We start from the raw sequence: 16701 nt of genomic DNA, 5'->3' as shown, positions 1-16701 counted from the left end.
CCTCCATGGCTGCGCAGACAGATGCAAGTACCACGAACTCCGTGAGCTCCGCCGATGCGGTGGACCTCGGCCCGGCCGCGGCGCTTTCCTGCCGCGAGTGCGGACAGCGCGTCCCGCTGGGCCCGGTCTTCGCCTGCGAGGAGTGTTTCGGCCCGCTGGAGATCGCCTACGACTTCTCGGCCTACGAGACCGAAGAACTCCGGAAGCGCATCGAAGCGGGACCCACGAACATCTGGCGCTACGCGCCCCTCCTGCCCGTCCCCGCGGACGTGGCGGACAAGCCGAACATCAACCCGGGCTGGACCAAGCTCGTCCAGGCGGACAACCTGGCCCGCGAGCTCGGCGTCGACGCCGGAAAGCTCTTCGTCAAGGACGACTCCGGCAACCCGACGCACTCCTTCAAGGACCGCGTCGTCGCCCAGGCCATCGAAGCGGCCCGCGCCTTCGGCTTCACCACCCTCTCCTGCTCCTCCACCGGCAACCTCGCCGGTGCCGTGGGCGCCGCGGCGGCCCGCGCCGGCTTCCGCTCGTGCGTGTTCATCCCGCACGACCTGGAGCAGGGCAAGGTCGTCATGGCCGCGGTCTACGGCGGCGAGCTCATCGGCATCGAGGGCAACTACGACGACGTGAACCGCTTCTGCTCGGAGCTGATCGGCGACCCGGCCGGCGAGGGCTGGGGCTTCGTCAACGTCAACCTGCGGCCGTACTACGCCGAGGGCTCCAAGACGCTGGCGTACGAGATCTGCGAGCAGCTCGGGTGGAAGCTGCCGGACCAGCTCGTCGTGCCGATCGCCTCCGGCTCCCAGCTCACGAAGGTCGACAAGGGTCTGCAGGAGCTGATCAAGCTCGGACTCGTCGAGGACAAGCCGTACAAGATCTTCGGCGCCCAGGCCGAGGGCTGCTCCCCGGTGTCCGTCGCCTACAAGGCCGGCCACGACGTCGTACGGCCGCAGAAGCCGGACACCATCGCCAAGTCGCTCGCCATCGGCAACCCCGCGGACGGGCCGTACGTGCTCGACATCGCGCGGCGCACCGGCGGTGCGGTGGAGGACGTGAACGACGAGCAGATCGTCGACGCGATCAAGCTGCTCGCGCGCACCGAGGGCATCTTCGCGGAGACGGCCGGCGGCGTGACCGTCGGCGTCACCCGCAAGCTGATCGAGAACGGTCTCCTCGACCCGACCCTCACCACGGTCGTTCTGAACACCGGCGACGGCCTCAAGACCCTGGACGCGGTGGCCTCGGACACCGGACTGACCGCGACCATCCGTCCGAACCTCGACTCCTTCCGAGAGGCTGGCCTCGCATCATGAGCGTCAACGTCCGCATCCCCACCATCCTGCGCACCTACACCGGTGGTGCCGCCGAGGTGACGGCAGAGGGTACGACCCTCGCCGAGGTCATCACCGACCTGGAGAAGAACCACACGGGCATCGCCGCGCGCGTCCTGGACGACCAGGGCAAGCTGCGCCGCTTCGTCAACGTGTACGTCAACGACGACGACGTTCGGTTCGAGCAGGGTCTGGAGACGGCGACCCCGGACGGTGTGGGCGTCTCGATCATTCCGGCCGTCGCCGGCGGCTGATCGTTACCCTCGGTAATGCCGAACACGCTGAGTTCATAGAATTGCCCCTTCCGTGAGAGAAACGGAGGGGGCAATTCTGCATGGTTGAGCGCGCTACAGTTGGGGAAGCGACTTCGATTTCGATGTTGGTTTCATGCCGGACGCATATGAGTACCCGTTCGGCGGCCGACAAGAAGTAGCCAAACTGCCTCCCCTTTATGGGCCGTTTATGGCATTTACGGGGCCCGACTTGCCCCGGATCCTTGCGGATTCTCCGCATATCATTGATCAGCCATGCCCAGAATTCTCGTCCGATTGACCTGTTGCAGACGGCAGTTGGACAGATACATTCAGCCGCGGTCGACGCGTTCCGGCGCACACCCCCAACCGTTTGGGGGGTGAGGTCTGACCCGGATCCGCGAAGTGTGGATCTGTGCAAGGGCCAGTAATAGGGGAGTTAGGCATGGCTCAGGGCACCGTCAAGTGGTTCAACGCGGAGAAGGGGTACGGCTTCATCGCGGTCGACGGTGGTGCGGACGTCTTCGTGCACTACAGCGCGATTCAGATGGACGGCTACCGCACCCTTGAAGAGGGTCAGCGAGTGGAGTTCGAAATCTCGCAGGGCCAGAAGGGTCCGCAGGCGGACATGGTCAAACTCGCCGTCTAGTCCGGGCGCGAACGGCCACCGACGCACTCACGCCGAGGGGCCCGCATCCCACCAGGGATGCGGGCCCCTCGTGCGTCCCCGGCGGTCTTACCCTCTCTCGTGCGCGCCCGCGCGCCCGCGAGCGCCCCCGTGCGGGGCCTACGCCCAGCACCCGTGTGGAGGCTGCTCGTGGGGCCCGTTTTCAGGAGAGGCGTTTGCGCCGGCCCGTCACCCGACCGCCACCCCTCAACGAGCTCGCTTCGCGAGCACACCTTGCACTCGACGGGGTCGAGTGCTAATCATTGGCGTTAGCACTCTCCCAGTGAGAGTGACAGAACTTGGATCGGGCCAGTGAGGCCCGCGGGCCTGTGGGGCAAGGAACCACAAGGCTTGCAGGCCGTCCGTCGCGGGCGCGGGCACGATCCGGAGAAATCCACCCCGTCCGGGAGGACCACTTCACATGGCCAAGATCATCGCGTTCGACGAGGAGGCACGGCGCGGTCTCGAGCGCGGGATGAACCAGCTCGCCGACGCCGTCAAGGTCACCCTTGGCCCCAAGGGCCGCAACGTCGTCCTCGAGAAGAAGTGGGGCGCGCCCACGATCACCAACGATGGTGTTTCCATCGCCAAGGAGATCGAGCTCGAGGACCCGTACGAGAAGATCGGCGCCGAGCTGGTCAAGGAAGTCGCCAAGAAGACGGACGACGTCGCCGGCGACGGTACGACCACGGCGACCGTGCTGGCCCAGGCGCTCGTGCGCGAGGGTCTGCGCAACGTCGCCGCCGGCGCCAACCCGATGGCTCTCAAGCGCGGTATCGAGAAGGCCGTCGAGGCCGTCTCCGGTGCCCTCCTTGAGCAGGCCAAGGATGTCGAGACCAAGGAGCAGATCGCTTCCACGGCCTCCATCTCCGCCGCCGACACCCAGATCGGCGAGCTCATCGCCGAGGCGATGGACAAGGTCGGCAAGGAAGGCGTCATCACCGTCGAGGAGTCCCAGACCTTCGGTCTGGAGCTGGAGCTCACCGAGGGTATGCGCTTCGACAAGGGCTACATCTCGGCGTACTTCGCCACCGACATGGAGCGTATGGAGGCCGTCCTCGACGACCCGTACATCCTGATCGCGAACTCCAAGATCGCGAACGTCAAGGACCTGCTCCCGCTCCTCGAGAAGGTCATGCAGGGCGGCAAGCCGCTGCTGATCATCGCCGAGGACGTCGAGGGCGAGGCTCTGTCGACCCTGGTCGTCAACAAGATCCGTGGCACCTTCAAGTCCGTCGCCGTCAAGGCTCCGGGCTTCGGTGACCGCCGCAAGGCCATGCTCGGCGACATCGCCATCCTCACGGGCGGCGAGGTCATCTCCGAGGAGGTCGGCCTCAAGCTGGAGAACGCGGGTCTGGACCTGCTGGGCCGTGCCCGCAAGGTCGTCATCACCAAGGACGAGACCACGATCGTCGACGGCTCCGGCTCTGCCGACCAGGTCGCCGGCCGGGTCAACCAGATCCGTGCCGAGATCGAGAACTCGGACTCGGACTACGACCGCGAGAAGCTCCAGGAGCGTCTGGCGAAGCTGGCCGGCGGCGTGGCCGTCATCAAGGCCGGTGCCGCCACCGAGGTCGAGCTCAAGGAGCGCAAGCACCGCATCGAGGACGCCGTTCGCAACGCGAAGGCGGCCGTCGAGGAGGGCATCGTCGCCGGTGGTGGCGTGGCCCTGCTCCAGGCTTCCTCGGTCTTCGAGAAGCTCGAGCTCACGGGTGACGAGGCGACCGGCGCCAACGCCGTGCGTCTCGCCCTGGAGGCCCCGCTCAAGCAGATCGCCGTCAACGGTGGTCTCGAGGGTGGCGTCATCGTCGAGAAGGTGCGCAACCTGCCCGTCGGCCACGGCCTGAACGCCGCGACCGGTGAGTACGTCGACATGATCGCCGAAGGCATCATCGACCCGGCGAAGGTGACCCGCTCTGCTCTGCAGAACGCCGCCTCCATCGCCGCGCTGTTCCTGACCACCGAGGCCGTCATCGCCGACAAGCCGGAGAAGGCCTCCGCGGCCGCTCCGGGCGGCATGCCGGGCGGTGACATGGACTTCTGATCGACCCCGGTCGATCATCGTCCTGACGTTCCGAGGGCGGCACCTCCCGCGAGGGGGGTGCCGCCCTCGGGCGTTCCCCGTACTTCCCGCTCTCCGTGCGCTCCGCGTCTTCCGTGGGTCTTCCGTGAGCGTGGTCCGGATCACAGCGGCAGGTTCCGGGACGGCGGAATGCCGTGCCCGGTGCGGCGGTTGACGCTGAAGAGCAGTTGATGCATGTGCACATACCGCACGGAATCTCCTGCCTCGCCGACCACTCGACGTCATACCGACCACCTGTTCGAGGAGCCCCCACGTGACCGCTGACGCCGCGTCCCGCGCAGCCGAGATCCTTTCCCGTCCCGTCTCGATCAACGGCCTGACCGTCCCGAACCGGATCGCCATGGCCCCGATGACCCGGATGTTCTCGCCGGGCGGTGTGCCGGGGGAGAACGTCGTCGGCTACTACTCCCGCCGCGCCGCCGCGGGCGTGGGCCTCATCGTGACCGAGGGAACGTACGTCGGCCACGACTCGGCCGGACAGAGCAACGACGTGCCGCGCTTCCACGGCGAGGACCAGCTGGCCGGCTGGACGAAGGTCGCCGACGCCGTGCACGCGGCGGGCGGCACGATCGTCCCGCAGCTCTGGCACATCGGCATGGTCCGCAAGGCGGGCGAGCCGCCCTTCGCGGACGCTCCGGCCGTCGGCCCCTCCGGCCTCTACAAGGAGGGCGCCGAGGTCACCGGCAAGAGCATGACCCAGCAGGACCTCGACGACGTCATCGAGGCGTTCGCCAAGGCCGCCGCCGACGCCGAGCGCATCGGCTTCGACGGTGTCGAACTGCACGGCGCCCACGGCTACCTGCTCGACCAGTTCCACTGGGCGGGCACCAACCGGCGCGAGGACGCGTACGGCGGCGACCCGGTGGCCCGTACGAAGTTCTCGGCGGAGATCGTCGCCGCGGTGCGCGCGGCGGTCTCGCCCGAGTTCCCGGTCATCTTCCGCTACTCGCAGTGGAAGCAGCAGGCCTACGACGCCCGGATCGCCGAGACCCCGGAGGAGCTGGAGGCGATCCTCGCCCCGCTCGCCGCGGCCGGTGTGGACTCCTTCCACGCCTCCACGCGCCGCTACTGGGTGCCCGAGTTCGACGGTTCCGACCTCAACCTCGCCGGCTGGACGAAGAAGCTGACGGGCAAGCCCTCCATCACCGTCGGCTCGGTCGGCCTGGACGGCGACTTCATCAAGGCCTTCGCGGGCGAGGGCTCCCCGGTCAAGGGCATCGACGACCTCCTCGACCGCATGGAGCGCGACGAGTTCGACCTCGTCGCCGTCGGCCGCGCGCTGCTCCAGGACCCCGAGTGGGCCGCGAAGGTCCTGGGCGGCCGTTTCGACGACCTGGCCCCGTACGACGCGGCGGCGCTGGGTTCGCTCAGCTGACCTGAGCGGACTCGCTGACCTGCTGTCCCGGAGGGACGGTGCCCGCTGCGACGCGGGCGCCGTCCCTTTTCCGGTCAGCCGGTCGCGCCGAGGTGACCGACGAAGGTGCCCCAGGCGGCGGCCCCGAAGGTGATCACCGGCCCGAGCGGATTCTTGGAGTCCCGGACGGGGACGAGGGTGGGGTGACCGTCGGCGACTTCGAGGCAGTCGCCGCCGTCACCGGCGCTGTACGTCGACTTGCGCCAGCGAGCGACTTCGAGGCAGTTGCCGCCCTCGCCCCCGCTGTAACTGGACTTGTACCAGGTGGCGGTGGTCAGGTCGTTCTCACGGGTGTTGGTCTCCATGCTCGTAATCCTGCGCCACGGATTCGATCAGGGCCAGGGACTCTTGCGGGGAGAGGGCCGCAGCCTGGAGGAGGTTGAAGGTGAGGCTGTGCCGGGCGACTGTTGCTGGATCGTCCAGCAGCTTCCCCATGTCCGGCCCTTCGACGAACGACAGCGGTGGTGCGTCCTCGAACTCCATTAGCTTCAACGGGCCGGTCATCGATGCGTGCGCCCCGGAACTGAACGGCAGCACCTGAACGATGATCCGGTGCCGTCGAGCCAAGCCGGTGATGTGCTGGAGGGCTCCTGACATCACCGGACCGCCGCCGACTTCACGCCGGAGTACGGCTTCGTCCAGAACCACCCACAACAGCGGCGTTGTTGGATCGTCGATGAGATGAGCGCGTTCGAGTCGGGCCAGCACCAGTGCCTCGATCTCGCTGTCGGGCACGGTCGGCTTGTACGCGCGGAAGATCTCCTCCGCGTACCCGCGGGTCTGCAACAGCCCGGGAACCAGCAGTGTTGCGTACTCCCTGATCGCCGTAGCGATCGCCTCCGCCTCCGCCGCCTCGGCGAAGTGGTCCGGGTACTTGGACCTGGCCAGCGCCCGGCAATTGCGCTCGAAGAACCCGTTCGTCCCCAGGATCTCGTCTATCTGGACGGCGTATTCGAGCTGCAACCGCCGCGTCCCCGACTCCAGTTGACCGATGAACGAACCGCTGACGAAGAGCGGTTCGCCCAGTTCGGCCTGGCTGAGGCCGGCGTTCTCGCGGGCGTGCCGCAACTCTGCGCCGATCATGGCGCGCGGTGAGGAGGAGGGATCGAGGTCCTTGGGCCCGGGCATGGCAACTCCCTGTCGCACAGGAGGGGTTGTTGGAGCGCCGACTCTTCCCAGGCTAGAGGGGGTATGGCCACGCTGGGTGGTGAATGCGAACACTCAGCGTGGAAGGTGCGGTGCGATGGAGATGACGTCGAGTAGGCGCGTGCGGCCGACGGAGGAGATCGTCGAGGAGCTGCGGGCGGCACTGACCGGGGTCGGTGTGGTGCTGCCGTCGCTGCGGGTCGATCCGGTGACCGGCGCGAGCGACGAGCCCTTCGCCCTGGTCGCGCTCGGCCGCTGCAACGTGGGCACCGCCCAGAAGCTGACCGCCGTACTGCGCGCGTGCGGCACCGGCGACGGTCGTGGCGAGGCGTGAGCGCGGAGTACGCCGTCGACGTGCGGGACGGGCGGCTCGGCCAGGTGATGGGGCGCGGGGGCGGCCTCGTACAACTGCGGCCGCCCGGCGGCGGTTGCGAGTGGGACTGTCCCGAGGATGCCCTCGGGGAGGCGCCGCCGGGGGAGGTGCTGCGGGAACGGGTGCGACGGCTCAACGCGGAGGGGCGCCTGCCGTGATCCCGCGTCCGGGACGGGCCCGGTCCCCGGCGGACCCGTCGGCGGGTTTCCCGGCGGCCCTGTTCGCGGGCTCCCCGGCCCTCCCGGACCGCTCGCCTACAGGTTCCCCATCGGCTCGATGTCGACCTTGACCGGCGTGCCCCAGATGCGGAGCACCTCGTAGTCGGTGAATTCGTGGACGAGGCGGTAGGCCATGCCGGGACGGGGGGTCCGGCGCTCGGCGGCGAGGTAGCGCTCGGCTTCCTGGCGGTCGCGCCGGGGGGTGCCGCACAGGTGCCACTCCTGGCCGCTCCAGACCTCCGGGAGCCAGCGCTGCTGGGGCTGGGGGCGGTCGGCGCGGACTCCGTAGCGGGTCATCGTGCGGTCGGGCAGCTCGTCCGGGGAGGGCACCCGGCCGTGCCCGTACGCGTCGTTCACCTCGGTGCGGCGGGCGGTGCGGCGGCGGGTCTCGCAGAGCAGACAGCGGTCCGGGGCGCTCTCGTCCACCGGGCCGTTCGGATGCTCGGCGCAACGGGTGGTCGGCTTGGCCGTTGTCACCGTCTCGTCGAGCAGGCTCAGGGCCCGCTTCAGGTCCGCCTTGACCTCGTGCAGCTTGGCGTCGGGGGTGTCGGTGCTCAGGGCGTCGCCGTGCTCCCCGAGCACCCGCAGGGCGCGGCCCAGTTCGGCAAGCTGTGCGTGGTTCATGCTCCCAGCCTCGCACGCGCCACCGACAGTCCGGCCGGGACAGGTCCTAGACGGCGGCCTGTTCCGCGGCCTGTTCCGCCGGGCGGGCCGGTGTCACGTTGCCGAGGCCGAAGAAATAGGTGGCCGCGAACCCGACGGCGTACCCGGCGAGAAGGCCGCCCGCGTAGATCGCCGCGGTGAGGGCGAGACCCCGGTTGCCGGACAGCAGCGGGAAGAGGGCCAGGCCGGAGGGCCCGATGGCCGTCGAGCCGACCCGGTCGCCCAGCATCGAGAAGAAGCCGATGAACGCGCCGCCCGCCGCTCCGCCCGCGCAGGCGGTGACGAAGGGGCGGCCGAGGGGGAGCGAAACACCGTAGATCAGGGGTTCGCCGACGCCGAGGAGGCCGGCCGGGAGCGCCGATCTGATCGTCGTACGCAGCGAGGTGTCGTGGCGCAGCCGGACGTACACCGCGAGGGCGGCGCCGACCTGGCCCGCGCCCGCCATGGCGAGGACGGGGAGCAGGACCGTGTAGCCCTGCTGCTCGATGAGCGTGGTGTGGATGGGGATGAGGGCCTGGTGCAGGCCCAGCATCACCAGGGGGAGGAACAGGGCGCCGAGGACGAGCCCGGCGAAGGCGCCCGTGGTGGAGAGCAGCCAGGCGGCGGCCGTGCCGATGGCGGAGGAGAGCGCACCGGCCGCGTACATCAGCGCGTACAGCGTCACCAGGCCGGTCAGCAGCACGGTGAGGGTGGGGGTGACCAGGACGTCCAGGGTGGGCGGTACCCAGCGGCGGCACCACTTCTCCACGTACGTCCCGAGGACGGCCGCGGCCAGGGCGCCCAGGACACCGCCCTGGCCGGGGGCGAGCGTCACGCCGAGGACCGTCACCTTGGCGACCCCCGCGTACACGACGACGGAGGCCACCGCGCCGCCCAGGATCGGGGTGCCGCCGAACTCCTTGGCCGTGTTGTAGCCGACGAAGACGGCGATGAGCGCCATGAATCCGGCGGCGATTGCGGTCAGCGCCGGGGTGAGACCCGGCAGTACGCCGAGGTTCACCAGCAGGCCGTTGAGGCCCGCGATCACCCCGCAGCCGATCAGGCCGGGGATCAGCGGCACGAAGATGTCCGCGATCCGCCGCAGGAGAAGCTTGAGGGGGGTGGCGTTGCGGCGGGTCCGGGCGGCCTTCAGCTCGGCGCCGCGCAGGGCGAGCAGGTCCGCCGTGGTGGTTTCGGCGTCGTGCGGGGCGAGCCGGTCGGCCGTGGTCGTCAGCAGCGCCTCGAACTCCGGCGTCACCCGGGCGACCGTGCCGGGGCCCAGCACGATCTGGCAGGTGTTGTCGTCCTTGACCAGACCGAGGACGGCGGGCAGGGCCCGCAGGCCCTCCTCGTCCACCAGGCTCCGGTCCCGCAGGCCGAGCCGGAGCCGGGTCATGCAGTGGGCGACGGTCAGGACGTTCGCGGGGCCGCCCACGAGGGGGAGGATCGCCGCTGCTGTGGTGGAGTCCGGTGTGCGCACTCCCCGAGCGTGCTGGTCAGCCGGACGCCTTCGCCAGCGCGGCGCGCAGATGGCCCTCGGACTCCTCCAGAAGGCGGGCGGCGGTGGGCCCGTCCACATCGCCCAGGATGGTCAGGATGGCGTTCTTCACCTCGCCGTCCGTGGCGGCGAGCGCGCGCTCGATCTCCTCGTCGGAGGCGCCGGTGGCGAGCGCGACGATACGGCGGGAGCGGGCCCGCAGCTTCTCGTTCGAGGCGCGTACGTCGACCATCAGGTTCCCGTACGTCTTGCCGAGCCGGATCATCGTGATCGTCGAGAGCATGTTGAGGACGAGCTTCTGCGCGGTGCCGGACTTCAGACGGGTGGAGCCGGTGAGCAGCTCGGGGCCGACCACGACCTCGATGCCGTGGTCGGCGGCGGCCGCGAGCGCGCTGTGCGCGTTGCAGGACAGGCCGATGGTGAGCGCGCCCTGTTTGCGGGCGTGCTCGACCGCGCCCACGGCGTACGGGGTGCGGCCCGACGCGGAGACGCCGACCACCGTGTCGTCGGCCGTCACGGCGAGCGCGTCCAGGTCGGCCGCGGCCAGCTCCCGGGAGTCCTCGGCGCCCTCGATCGAGGTGACCATGGCGGTCGGGCCGCCCGCGATCATGCCGACGACCTGGGAGGGCTCGGTGTTGAAGGTGGGCGGGCACTCGGAGGCGTCGAGGACGCCGAGGCGGCCCGCGGTGCCGGCGCCCGCGTAGATGAGGCGCCCGCCGCGGGACATGCGCTCCGCGATGGCGTCGATCGCGGCGGCGATGAGCGGGAGCTGCGCGGCGACGGCCGTCGGCACCGTCGTGTCCTCCCCGTTCATGAGCCGGGCGATCTCCAGTGTGGGCAACCGGTCGATCTCGGACAGTTCCGGGCGGAACGCCTCGGTGGTCAGCGTCTCCAACTCTGCTCGAAGATCGCCGTAGTTGGACATGGAGGTCATGGTTGGAGCGGCTCTTTCCGGTGAGGTGTCGTACCGCGCCCCGGGGGCGGGGTGCGGGCCGGGACGACGTGCGGCACCGCCGCGCGGGCGCGACCAGCCACCCACGGACCGGACCGCGGTCTCCCCGCTGAATCAAGTCCCCGGTCGGTTTGCGAGGCCGGTCGTTCGCGAGGCCGGTCTGTTCGCGAGGCCGGTCCGCGCGGCGCGGCTATCGGCCGCTGCGTGGGGAGTGGCGGTGCGCCAGGGCCTCGTACGAGGCGGACAGCGCGGGTGCCGCCGTCTCGTAGGTGCGCTGGGCGACCCCCACGAACAGACAGTCCACCACCAGGAGCTGACTGGTGCGCGACGACATGGCCGCCGGGCGCAGTTCGCTCTCGCGGGCGGTCGAGGTGGTGAGGATGTGGTCGGCGTACTGCGCGACCGGTCCGCCGGGCCGGCCGGTGATCGCCACCGTCGTCGCCCCGTGCTCGAAGGCGACGCGGAGCGGTTCGATGACGTCGCCGGTCGAGCCGGAGTGCGTGATGGCTATCGCCACGTCCTTGGCGCGCAGCTGCACCGCGTTGGTCACCGCGAGGTGCGGGTCGCTGTGCGCGTGGACTATGAGCCCGATCCGCATGAGCTTCTGCAGGAGATCCTGGGCGACGAGCCCGGACGCGCCGACTCCGTAGATGTCGACGCGGCGGGCGGTGGCTATGGCGGCGACGGCATGGCCGAGCTGGACCGTGTCGAGCGCGGCGGCCGTGTCCGCGAGGGTCTGCTGCTCGTCGTACGCGAGCTTCGCCACGACGTCGGCGATCGGGTCGTCGACCGCGATGTCGGCGGTGACGGCGGGGGCCCGGCCCGACTGCTGCTGGGCGGCGAGCCCGGCGAGCGCGAGACGCAGGTCCCGGTATCCGGGGTAGCCGAGGAGGCGGGCCGTGCGCACGACCGTGGCCTCGCTGGTGCCGGTGAGTTCGGCGAGTCCGGTGACCGTGAGGGCCGCGCAGCCGGCCGGGTCACCGGCGACGGCCTCGGCGACCCGCTGCATGGAGCGCGTCATGGAGGGGGCGAGGGTGCGCACCTTGGCCGCGAGGGCGGCGGGGGCGGGCGGTGCCTCACCCGCGAAAATTTCCTTCACGTCATGGGTCACATTATGAAAGATATTTTCCGTCGGGGTATCGGTCAAGGGTGCGCACGGGGCGTCAGGCGCTCACCCTCTGGAGACGGCCGCGCCCCAGCCCTTCTCCAGGAGGTCGAAGGCGCGCGTGACGGCCTGGCGGGGATCCTGGCTGCCGCGGGCGATCCGGGGTGCTTCGAGGGCGAAGTGGGCGAGGGCGGCACAGGCCGGGTCGTCGGCCGGAAGTCCGCTCTCCTCGGCAATGGCACGAGCGAGGGCGGTTTCGTGGCGCAACCACATGCGCTGGACGTAGTCCCGCAGTGCCGGGGTGTTGTCCACCAGTTCGATGAACGCGGTGAAATCGGCGTCGTCGTCCACGGCTGCGGCGCGGTGGCGCAGGGCATGCTCGCGCAGGGCCGCGGGGATGGACCGGCCTTGGGGCCGCTCGTGCACGGCGGCGAGCAGACGGGCTTCCTGGTCGGCGTCCTCGTCGAAGACGAGGGCTTCCTTGACCGGGAAGTGCTTGAACAGCGTGGTGGTGGACACGTCGGCGGCGTCCGCGATCTCACGGATGCCGACCTGCTCGTATCCCCGCTCGACGAAGAGGCGCAGGGCGGCGTCGGCCAGGGCTCGGCGGGTGGCGGCCTTCTTGCGTTCGCGGCGCCCTGCCGGTGCCGGTGTCGGTGCCGTCGCCGGGGTGCCGGTCGTCGCGTTGGTCATGCCACGACCCTACACATTTGATTGCCCAACTTCAAAAGTTGAGTCGTTGCACTTATTGAGTTGGTGTGCTCTTCTGGAGTGGCGGCGCCGCGTGGCACAGCCCGGCCCGCTCCGCATGCTCCCCTCTGCCCGAAAGGCGTGACCAGCCATGCCCACCCACCGCATCGCGATCATCGGCGCCGGCCCCGGCGGCCTGACCTGCGCCCGCATCCTGCAGCAACACGGCATCACCGCGGCCGTCCACGACCTGGACACTTCCCCCACCGCCCGCGACCAGGGCGGCACCCTCGACATGCACCCCGACTCCGGTCAGCACGCCCTGCGCGCGGCCGGCCTCTGGGACGACTTCCTTGCCCGAGCCCGCCCCGAAGGCCAGCAGATGCGCCTGGTCGGCCGCGACGGCCGCATCCTGTTCGACGCTATCCCGCCCGAGGCCGACGGCGCCGAAGGCAACCCCGAGATCGACCGCGGACAGCTCCGCGACATCCTCCTCGACTCACTCAAACCCGACACCGTGCGCTGGGGACACAAACTCAGCCGCATCGAAGTCCTCGGCAACGGGACCCACCGCCTGCGCTTCGCGGACGGCACCAGCACCGACGCCGACCTCGTCATCGGAGCCGACGGCGCCTGGTCCCGGGTCCGCCCCCTCCTGTCCGACGCGACGCCCCTCTACACGGGCGTCACCTTCGTCGAGACCGGACTCGACGACGCCGACGCCCGCCACCCCCGCCTCGCCGCACTCACCGGCAACGGCACCATGATGGCCCTCGACGACAACCAGGGCTTCGTCGCCCAGCGCAACAGCGGTGGACACATCCGCGTCTACATCGGCATGCGCACCGCACAGGACTGGCATCAGCAGGCAGGCCTCGACCTGACCGACACCGCCGCCGTCCGCGAGGCCCTCCTGAAGAAGTTCACCGGCTGGAGCCCCGACCTGCTCGGCCTCATCACCGCCACCGACACCGGCTACACCAACCGGCCCCTGTTTGCCCTGCCCGTCCCCCACACCTGGACCCACACCCCCGGCGTCACCCTCCTCGGCGACGCCGCCCACCTCATGTCCCCCTTCTCCGGCATGGGCGCCAACCTCGCCATGCTCGACGGCGCCGACCTCGCCCACGCCCTCATCGAAAGCCCCACCATCGACGACGCCATCCGCGCCTACGAAACCGTCCTGCGGCCCCGCTCCATCGAGGCAGCCGAAGGAGCCGCGGAAGGCATCAACGGCGCCTTCTCCCCCGACGGCGCCACACAGATCCTCACGCACATGGCCCAGCACCACTGACGGCGAGGACCACGGTCCCGCCCTGCCCGAAGGTCAGGATTCCCTGCGAAGATTGAGGGATGGACCCCACCGGTAACCCCCTCAGCCCCCTGGAACAGGCGTTGCACGCGGCGCGCGCCCGTGTGCTCGCCGACCTGATCGCGGGCCAGGTCGCCGAGGCGGACGTCGTGTCCCTGGTCGAGGACTCGGTGGTGCAGCGCCGCTGGTGGGTCGAGCAGTGGCCGGAGGGCGCCGGATTCGTCGCCGGGCTCGTCGCCCAGGACGTACAGGACGCGCTCCTGGAGCGGTACGGACGGTGGCCGCTCTGCCCGGTGTGCGCCGCAGGCGACCCGCACGCCCTCGAAGTCGAGCCCGAGTTGGGTCCCGACCCGCACTGGGTGTGCCACCAGGCGGGCGTGAAGGTGTCCCCGGTGGGCTCCCTCGCCTCGGCGACCGGCGGAAACCCACCCTCGTGACCGTCTACATCGATCCACCCACCTGGCCGGGCCACGGCCGGGTGTGGTCCCACCTGATCAGCGATGTCTCCTACGACGAACTCCACGCTTTCGCCGAGGAGTTGGGCGCACCCCCGCGGGCCTTCGAGCGCGACCACTACGACATCCCCTCCCACCGCTACTCCGACGCGGTCGCCGCGGGAGCGGTGGAGGTCAGCAGCCGCGAGGTCGTACGACTGCTGCACGGCGCGGGGTTGCGCCGCCGTAAGCGCGCGGAATGACCGGGCTGGGTGACCGGTCGGGACCTTTCGAGCAGGGCTGGGGCGGGCCTGGCTCGGGGTGCTCGGGGTGCTCGGGCGGGACCTTCTTGTGCGGTGCTCAGCTTTCCCGGGAGTACAGCCGCAATGACCCCTCCAGGCCGTGCAGTTCGCGGGCCGCCTTCTCCAGGTCCTCGCTCACGCGCGTGTACCCGGCGCGGGCGATCACGCGCTGGGAGGGGGCGTTCTCCCGGTCGATGGCGGCGAACAGGAGCTTGACGTCGTCGCGGGCCAGGGCCTGCTCGGAGAGGGCGCGCAGGGCCTCGGTCGCGTAGCCCCGGCCGCGGGCGTCCTCCGCGAGGTCGTAGCCGACCTCGGCGCGTCCCTCCTCGTCGGGCACGCCGTGGAAGCCGATCCCGCCGACCGCCCGCCCGTCCTCGCGCCGTACGAGGACGAACATTCCCCACTCCGGCCGGTGCACCCCCTCCTCGTACGCGCCGACGATCATCCCCGCGGCGTCCCGCGTGCCCTCGAACGGTCCGCTCTCGACCCACTCGAAGCCGCCCGTGCCGCCCGCGCGCAGATCGGCGGCGGCGGCCGGGGTGACCCCTTGGAGGGTGAGCCGCTCGGTGTCGATCACCAGGTTGTTGCTCCAGCGCCACTCCGTGAGCGGTTCCCGGCCGGGCAGTTCACCGCGCCCGGTGGCCCACCGGAGGGTGCTCCACGGGGCGTCGGGCTCGGGCCGCACCTGCGGGAAGATCCGGGTGAGGACCCAGGTGCACAGCTCGTCCGGCGGGCTGTACGGCAGGCCGAGTCCCTCGGCGATGTCGTGGGTGTGCAGCAGCACCTCGGTGACCCCCATCGCGGCGAAGCCCTCGCGGTTCGCGCTGCGGAACGGGTACGGATGGAAGGCGCGCACCTCGCGCGGTGTCGTCCGGACGGCGGCGGCGAGCAGTCCGCCGGTCGCCTCGATCACGTCGACGACCCCGGCGTTGCCCGTGCCGTCGTCCAGCGTGATCTCGAACGGCACGTACGCCGTGGTGGCCCGCCCGGCCAACTGCCCGGCGTACGCGATGAGATCACTGGCGATGTGCTCGGCGGTCCGCCGACAACTCCACTCCAGCCGCCCTGCCCGTACACCCTCCCAGTCCCGCCCGGCCGCCTGCCGCAGCAGCGCGGCACAGCTCGCGACGGCCTCTTCCACCCGGTCCCCACCCATGTCTGCCATACGGCCGAGAGTAGGACGGATCACGCCTGGGACGTACGGGATTCTTCGCCGAGCCCGCCCTGTCCACGACCCGCGAGCCCGGCGTGGTGCCGTGCTGCCGCAGGGAGCCGAGGGAGCCGAGGGCCGGGCCGTCGGCGGCGGCCGTCAGCGCCGCACCCGCCCGGGCTGCGGACGGGCGCCCGGGACGACCCGTCATGCGTCCGTCAGTGCCGCCAGCTCGTCGCCCATGTTCCGGCGGGCCGGCCGCGCCCACACGCGTTCCCCGTACGGCGTTCTGAACAGTCTTGGCAGGTCGAGGAGTTGGCGCAGTACGGCCGCCCGGCCCACGCGGAATGCGTCGTCGGGGACGAAGGCGTACTCCTCGCGGACGGCGGCGGTGTAGGCGGCGTACGCGGCCGGGGGCGACGCCAGGATCGCGAGATCCGCGTCGCACAGGACGGCGCCGTCGGTGTCGTCGTCGGCCGGGTCGTGGGAGACGGTGAGCCGGACGAGTCGGGCGACCTCGGCCGTGCGGTCCGCGCCGACGCCCAGCTCGGCCAGCGCGCGTTCGGCGAGCCGGGCGGAACGCTCCTCGTTCTCCGAGCGGTCCGGAAGGTACACGGCGTCGTGGAACCAGGCCGCCAGCCGCACGGCGGCCGGATCCTCGGCGCGCTCCCCGTGCGCCTCCAGTACGTCGATGTGGTCGAGGACCGCGAGGAGATGGTCGGTGGTGTGGTACCGGCGCCGGGGTTCGGCCCAGCGGTCCAGGAGGTTCGCCGCGTAGGGCCCGGGCGCGGGGCCGGACCCGCCGTCGCCGTCACGCGCGGCCAGCACGGTGTCCGCCCAGCGCTTCGTCAGCTCCGCGTGGGCCGGGTGGCGGTTGCTCTCTGCTGCCATGACGCCATTGTCCCCGCCGAGCGGCGGGCCCGTGCCCGGCGCCGCGGCCGTACGCGACCGTCCACGGGCTGCTGGGGCTGCTGGGGCTGCTGGGCTCTTGGGCTGCTCGGGCTGCTCGGGCTGCTCGGGTTGCTCGGGCCGCCGGGAGGGGGGTGCCCCTATCTGTTTCGTCAACCCTGGCGTGGGTGGTCCGTAAGGGTTCGTGCTGGTTTTCGGGAGCGTCCCGCGAAGCGGGACGCTCC

The 16701-nt window shown here is 70.7% G+C and carries 19 protein-coding genes; 10 read left to right on the top strand and 9 right to left on the bottom strand.

Annotated features, from left to right (window positions below):
- The first annotated feature begins 5 nt into the window (after positions 1-5).
- The 5 genes from thrC to ACFYR3_RS26775 all read left to right on the top strand — a co-directional run bounded on the left by thrC (position 6) and on the right by ACFYR3_RS26775 (position 5707).
- On the top strand, positions 6-1313 hold the full coding sequence (thrC, locus tag ACFYR3_RS26795; protein WP_355841313.1) for a threonine synthase: 1308 nt from the start codon (positions 6-8) through the stop codon (positions 1311-1313).
- Positions 1310-1585 (top strand): MoaD/ThiS family protein, encoded by a 276-nt coding sequence (locus ACFYR3_RS26790; RefSeq protein ID WP_261701880.1) that lies wholly within the window; start codon positions 1310-1312, stop codon positions 1583-1585. The genes thrC and ACFYR3_RS26790 overlap by 4 nt, the downstream gene beginning before the upstream one ends.
- Before the next feature lie 442 nt (positions 1586-2027).
- A complete protein-coding gene (locus ACFYR3_RS26785; RefSeq protein WP_005315736.1) occupies positions 2028-2231 on the top strand; it encodes a cold-shock protein in 204 nt (67 codons plus the stop codon).
- A 439-nt stretch (positions 2232-2670) separates the two neighbouring features.
- Entirely contained in the window at positions 2671-4293 is a 1623-nt protein-coding gene (groL, locus tag ACFYR3_RS26780; protein WP_355766807.1) for a chaperonin GroEL, read from the top strand.
- Between the two features lie 292 nt (positions 4294-4585).
- A complete protein-coding gene (locus ACFYR3_RS26775; protein ID WP_356780491.1) occupies positions 4586-5707 on the top strand; it encodes an NADH:flavin oxidoreductase in 1122 nt (373 codons plus the stop codon).
- Positions 5708-5781: 74 nt separating this feature from the next.
- Here ACFYR3_RS26775 and ACFYR3_RS26770 read toward each other — a convergent pair whose 3' ends face one another.
- Both ACFYR3_RS26770 and ACFYR3_RS26765 read right to left on the bottom strand, forming a co-directional pair.
- A complete protein-coding gene (locus ACFYR3_RS26770) occupies positions 5782-6051 on the bottom strand; it encodes a DUF397 domain-containing protein (RefSeq protein ID WP_356780489.1) in 270 nt (89 codons plus the stop codon).
- Positions 6032-6874 carry a helix-turn-helix domain-containing protein gene (locus ACFYR3_RS26765; protein ID WP_389284880.1) on the bottom strand — a complete coding sequence of 281 codons (843 nt, stop codon included), beginning with the start codon at positions 6872-6874 and terminating at the stop codon, positions 6032-6034. The genes ACFYR3_RS26770 and ACFYR3_RS26765 overlap by 20 nt, the downstream gene beginning before the upstream one ends.
- Positions 6875-6995: 121 nt before the next feature.
- Here ACFYR3_RS26765 and ACFYR3_RS26760 point away from each other — a divergent pair, with 121 nt between their 5' ends.
- Together ACFYR3_RS26760 and ACFYR3_RS26755 are read left to right on the top strand one after the other, a co-directional pair.
- Positions 6996-7226 (top strand): hypothetical protein, encoded by a 231-nt coding sequence (locus ACFYR3_RS26760; RefSeq protein ID WP_389284879.1) that lies wholly within the window; start codon positions 6996-6998, stop codon positions 7224-7226.
- Complete coding sequence (locus ACFYR3_RS26755; RefSeq protein ID WP_355841458.1) at positions 7223-7423, top strand: hypothetical protein; 201 nt, start codon at positions 7223-7225, stop codon at positions 7421-7423. The genes ACFYR3_RS26760 and ACFYR3_RS26755 overlap by 4 nt, the downstream gene beginning before the upstream one ends.
- A gap of 96 nt (positions 7424-7519) precedes the next feature.
- Here the strand turns inward: ACFYR3_RS26755 and ACFYR3_RS26750 are convergent, their stop codons facing one another.
- The 5 genes from ACFYR3_RS26750 to ACFYR3_RS26730 all read right to left on the bottom strand — a co-directional run bounded on the left by ACFYR3_RS26750 (position 7520) and on the right by ACFYR3_RS26730 (position 12373).
- Positions 7520-8107, bottom strand: a complete 588-nt coding sequence (locus ACFYR3_RS26750) for a hypothetical protein (RefSeq protein ID WP_389284878.1) — start codon at positions 8105-8107, stop codon at positions 7520-7522.
- Between the two features lie 46 nt (positions 8108-8153).
- Entirely contained in the window at positions 8154-9605 is a 1452-nt protein-coding gene (locus tag ACFYR3_RS26745) for a PTS transporter subunit EIIC (protein ID WP_389284877.1), read from the bottom strand.
- 16 nt (positions 9606-9621) lie between these two features.
- On the bottom strand, positions 9622-10557 hold the full coding sequence (gene murQ, locus ACFYR3_RS26740) for an N-acetylmuramic acid 6-phosphate etherase (protein ID WP_389284876.1): 936 nt from the start codon (positions 10555-10557) through the stop codon (positions 9622-9624).
- Between the two features lie 208 nt (positions 10558-10765).
- Complete coding sequence (locus ACFYR3_RS26735) at positions 10766-11686, bottom strand: MurR/RpiR family transcriptional regulator (RefSeq protein WP_355841329.1); 921 nt, start codon at positions 11684-11686, stop codon at positions 10766-10768.
- A 60-nt stretch (positions 11687-11746) separates the two neighbouring features.
- Complete coding sequence (locus tag ACFYR3_RS26730) at positions 11747-12373, bottom strand: TetR family transcriptional regulator (protein ID WP_355841331.1); 627 nt, start codon at positions 12371-12373, stop codon at positions 11747-11749.
- A 148-nt stretch (positions 12374-12521) separates the two neighbouring features.
- Between ACFYR3_RS26730 and ACFYR3_RS26725 the strand changes: the two genes are divergently transcribed.
- The 3 genes from ACFYR3_RS26725 to ACFYR3_RS26715 are packed head-to-tail and all read left to right on the top strand — an operon-like array spanning position 12522 to position 14379.
- Complete coding sequence (locus ACFYR3_RS26725) at positions 12522-13664, top strand: FAD-dependent oxidoreductase (protein ID WP_389284875.1); 1143 nt, start codon at positions 12522-12524, stop codon at positions 13662-13664.
- A gap of 59 nt (positions 13665-13723) precedes the next feature.
- Complete coding sequence (locus tag ACFYR3_RS26720; protein WP_355841335.1) at positions 13724-14119, top strand: hypothetical protein; 396 nt, start codon at positions 13724-13726, stop codon at positions 14117-14119.
- Positions 14116-14379 carry a DUF4031 domain-containing protein gene (locus tag ACFYR3_RS26715; protein ID WP_355841337.1) on the top strand — a complete coding sequence of 88 codons (264 nt, stop codon included), beginning with the start codon at positions 14116-14118 and terminating at the stop codon, positions 14377-14379. The genes ACFYR3_RS26720 and ACFYR3_RS26715 overlap by 4 nt, the downstream gene beginning before the upstream one ends.
- 97 nt (positions 14380-14476) lie before the next feature.
- Here ACFYR3_RS26715 and ACFYR3_RS26710 read toward each other — a convergent pair whose 3' ends face one another.
- Together ACFYR3_RS26710 and ACFYR3_RS26705 are read right to left on the bottom strand one after the other, a co-directional pair.
- Positions 14477-15583: a GNAT family N-acetyltransferase gene (locus ACFYR3_RS26710; protein ID WP_355841339.1), complete on the bottom strand. Its 1107-nt coding sequence runs from the start codon at positions 15581-15583 to the stop codon at positions 14477-14479.
- Positions 15584-15775: 192 nt separating this feature from the next.
- Complete coding sequence (locus ACFYR3_RS26705; RefSeq protein ID WP_356780470.1) at positions 15776-16459, bottom strand: hypothetical protein; 684 nt, start codon at positions 16457-16459, stop codon at positions 15776-15778.
- Positions 16460-16701 lie beyond the last annotated feature (242 nt).

The organism is Streptomyces sp. NPDC005784 (assembly GCF_042871525.1).
GTDB lineage: Bacteria > Actinomycetota > Actinomycetes > Streptomycetales > Streptomycetaceae > Streptomyces.
The sequence above is the reverse complement of the archived record's forward strand: the minus strand, read 5'-3'. Positions and strand labels throughout refer to the sequence as shown.

Coding starts and splice junctions, on each gene's coding strand:
- ACFYR3_RS26765 (WP_389284880.1), bottom strand. CDS start 6,874: ATGCCCGGGCCCAAGGACCTCGATCCCTCCTCCTCACCGCGCGCCATG.
- ACFYR3_RS26760 (WP_389284879.1), top strand. CDS start 6,996: ATGACGTCGAGTAGGCGCGTGCGGCCGACGGAGGAGATCGTCGAGGAG.
- ACFYR3_RS26770 (WP_356780489.1), bottom strand. CDS start 6,051: ATGGAGACCAACACCCGTGAGAACGACCTGACCACCGCCACCTGGTAC.
- murQ (WP_389284876.1), bottom strand. CDS start 10,557: ATGACCTCCATGTCCAACTACGGCGATCTTCGAGCAGAGTTGGAGACG.
- ACFYR3_RS26750 (WP_389284878.1), bottom strand. CDS start 8,107: ATGAACCACGCACAGCTTGCCGAACTGGGCCGCGCCCTGCGGGTGCTC.
- ACFYR3_RS26725 (WP_389284875.1), top strand. CDS start 12,522: ATGCCCACCCACCGCATCGCGATCATCGGCGCCGGCCCCGGCGGCCTG.
- ACFYR3_RS26790 (WP_261701880.1), top strand. CDS start 1,310: ATGAGCGTCAACGTCCGCATCCCCACCATCCTGCGCACCTACACCGGT.
- ACFYR3_RS26720 (WP_355841335.1), top strand. CDS start 13,724: ATGGACCCCACCGGTAACCCCCTCAGCCCCCTGGAACAGGCGTTGCAC.
- ACFYR3_RS26705 (WP_356780470.1), bottom strand. CDS start 16,459: ATGGCAGCAGAGAGCAACCGCCACCCGGCCCACGCGGAGCTGACGAAG.
- groL (WP_355766807.1), top strand. CDS start 2,671: ATGGCCAAGATCATCGCGTTCGACGAGGAGGCACGGCGCGGTCTCGAG.
- thrC (WP_355841313.1), top strand. CDS start 6: ATGGCTGCGCAGACAGATGCAAGTACCACGAACTCCGTGAGCTCCGCC.
- ACFYR3_RS26730 (WP_355841331.1), bottom strand. CDS start 12,373: ATGACCAACGCGACGACCGGCACCCCGGCGACGGCACCGACACCGGCA.
- ACFYR3_RS26785 (WP_005315736.1), top strand. CDS start 2,028: ATGGCTCAGGGCACCGTCAAGTGGTTCAACGCGGAGAAGGGGTACGGC.
- ACFYR3_RS26710 (WP_355841339.1), bottom strand. CDS start 15,583: ATGGCAGACATGGGTGGGGACCGGGTGGAAGAGGCCGTCGCGAGCTGT.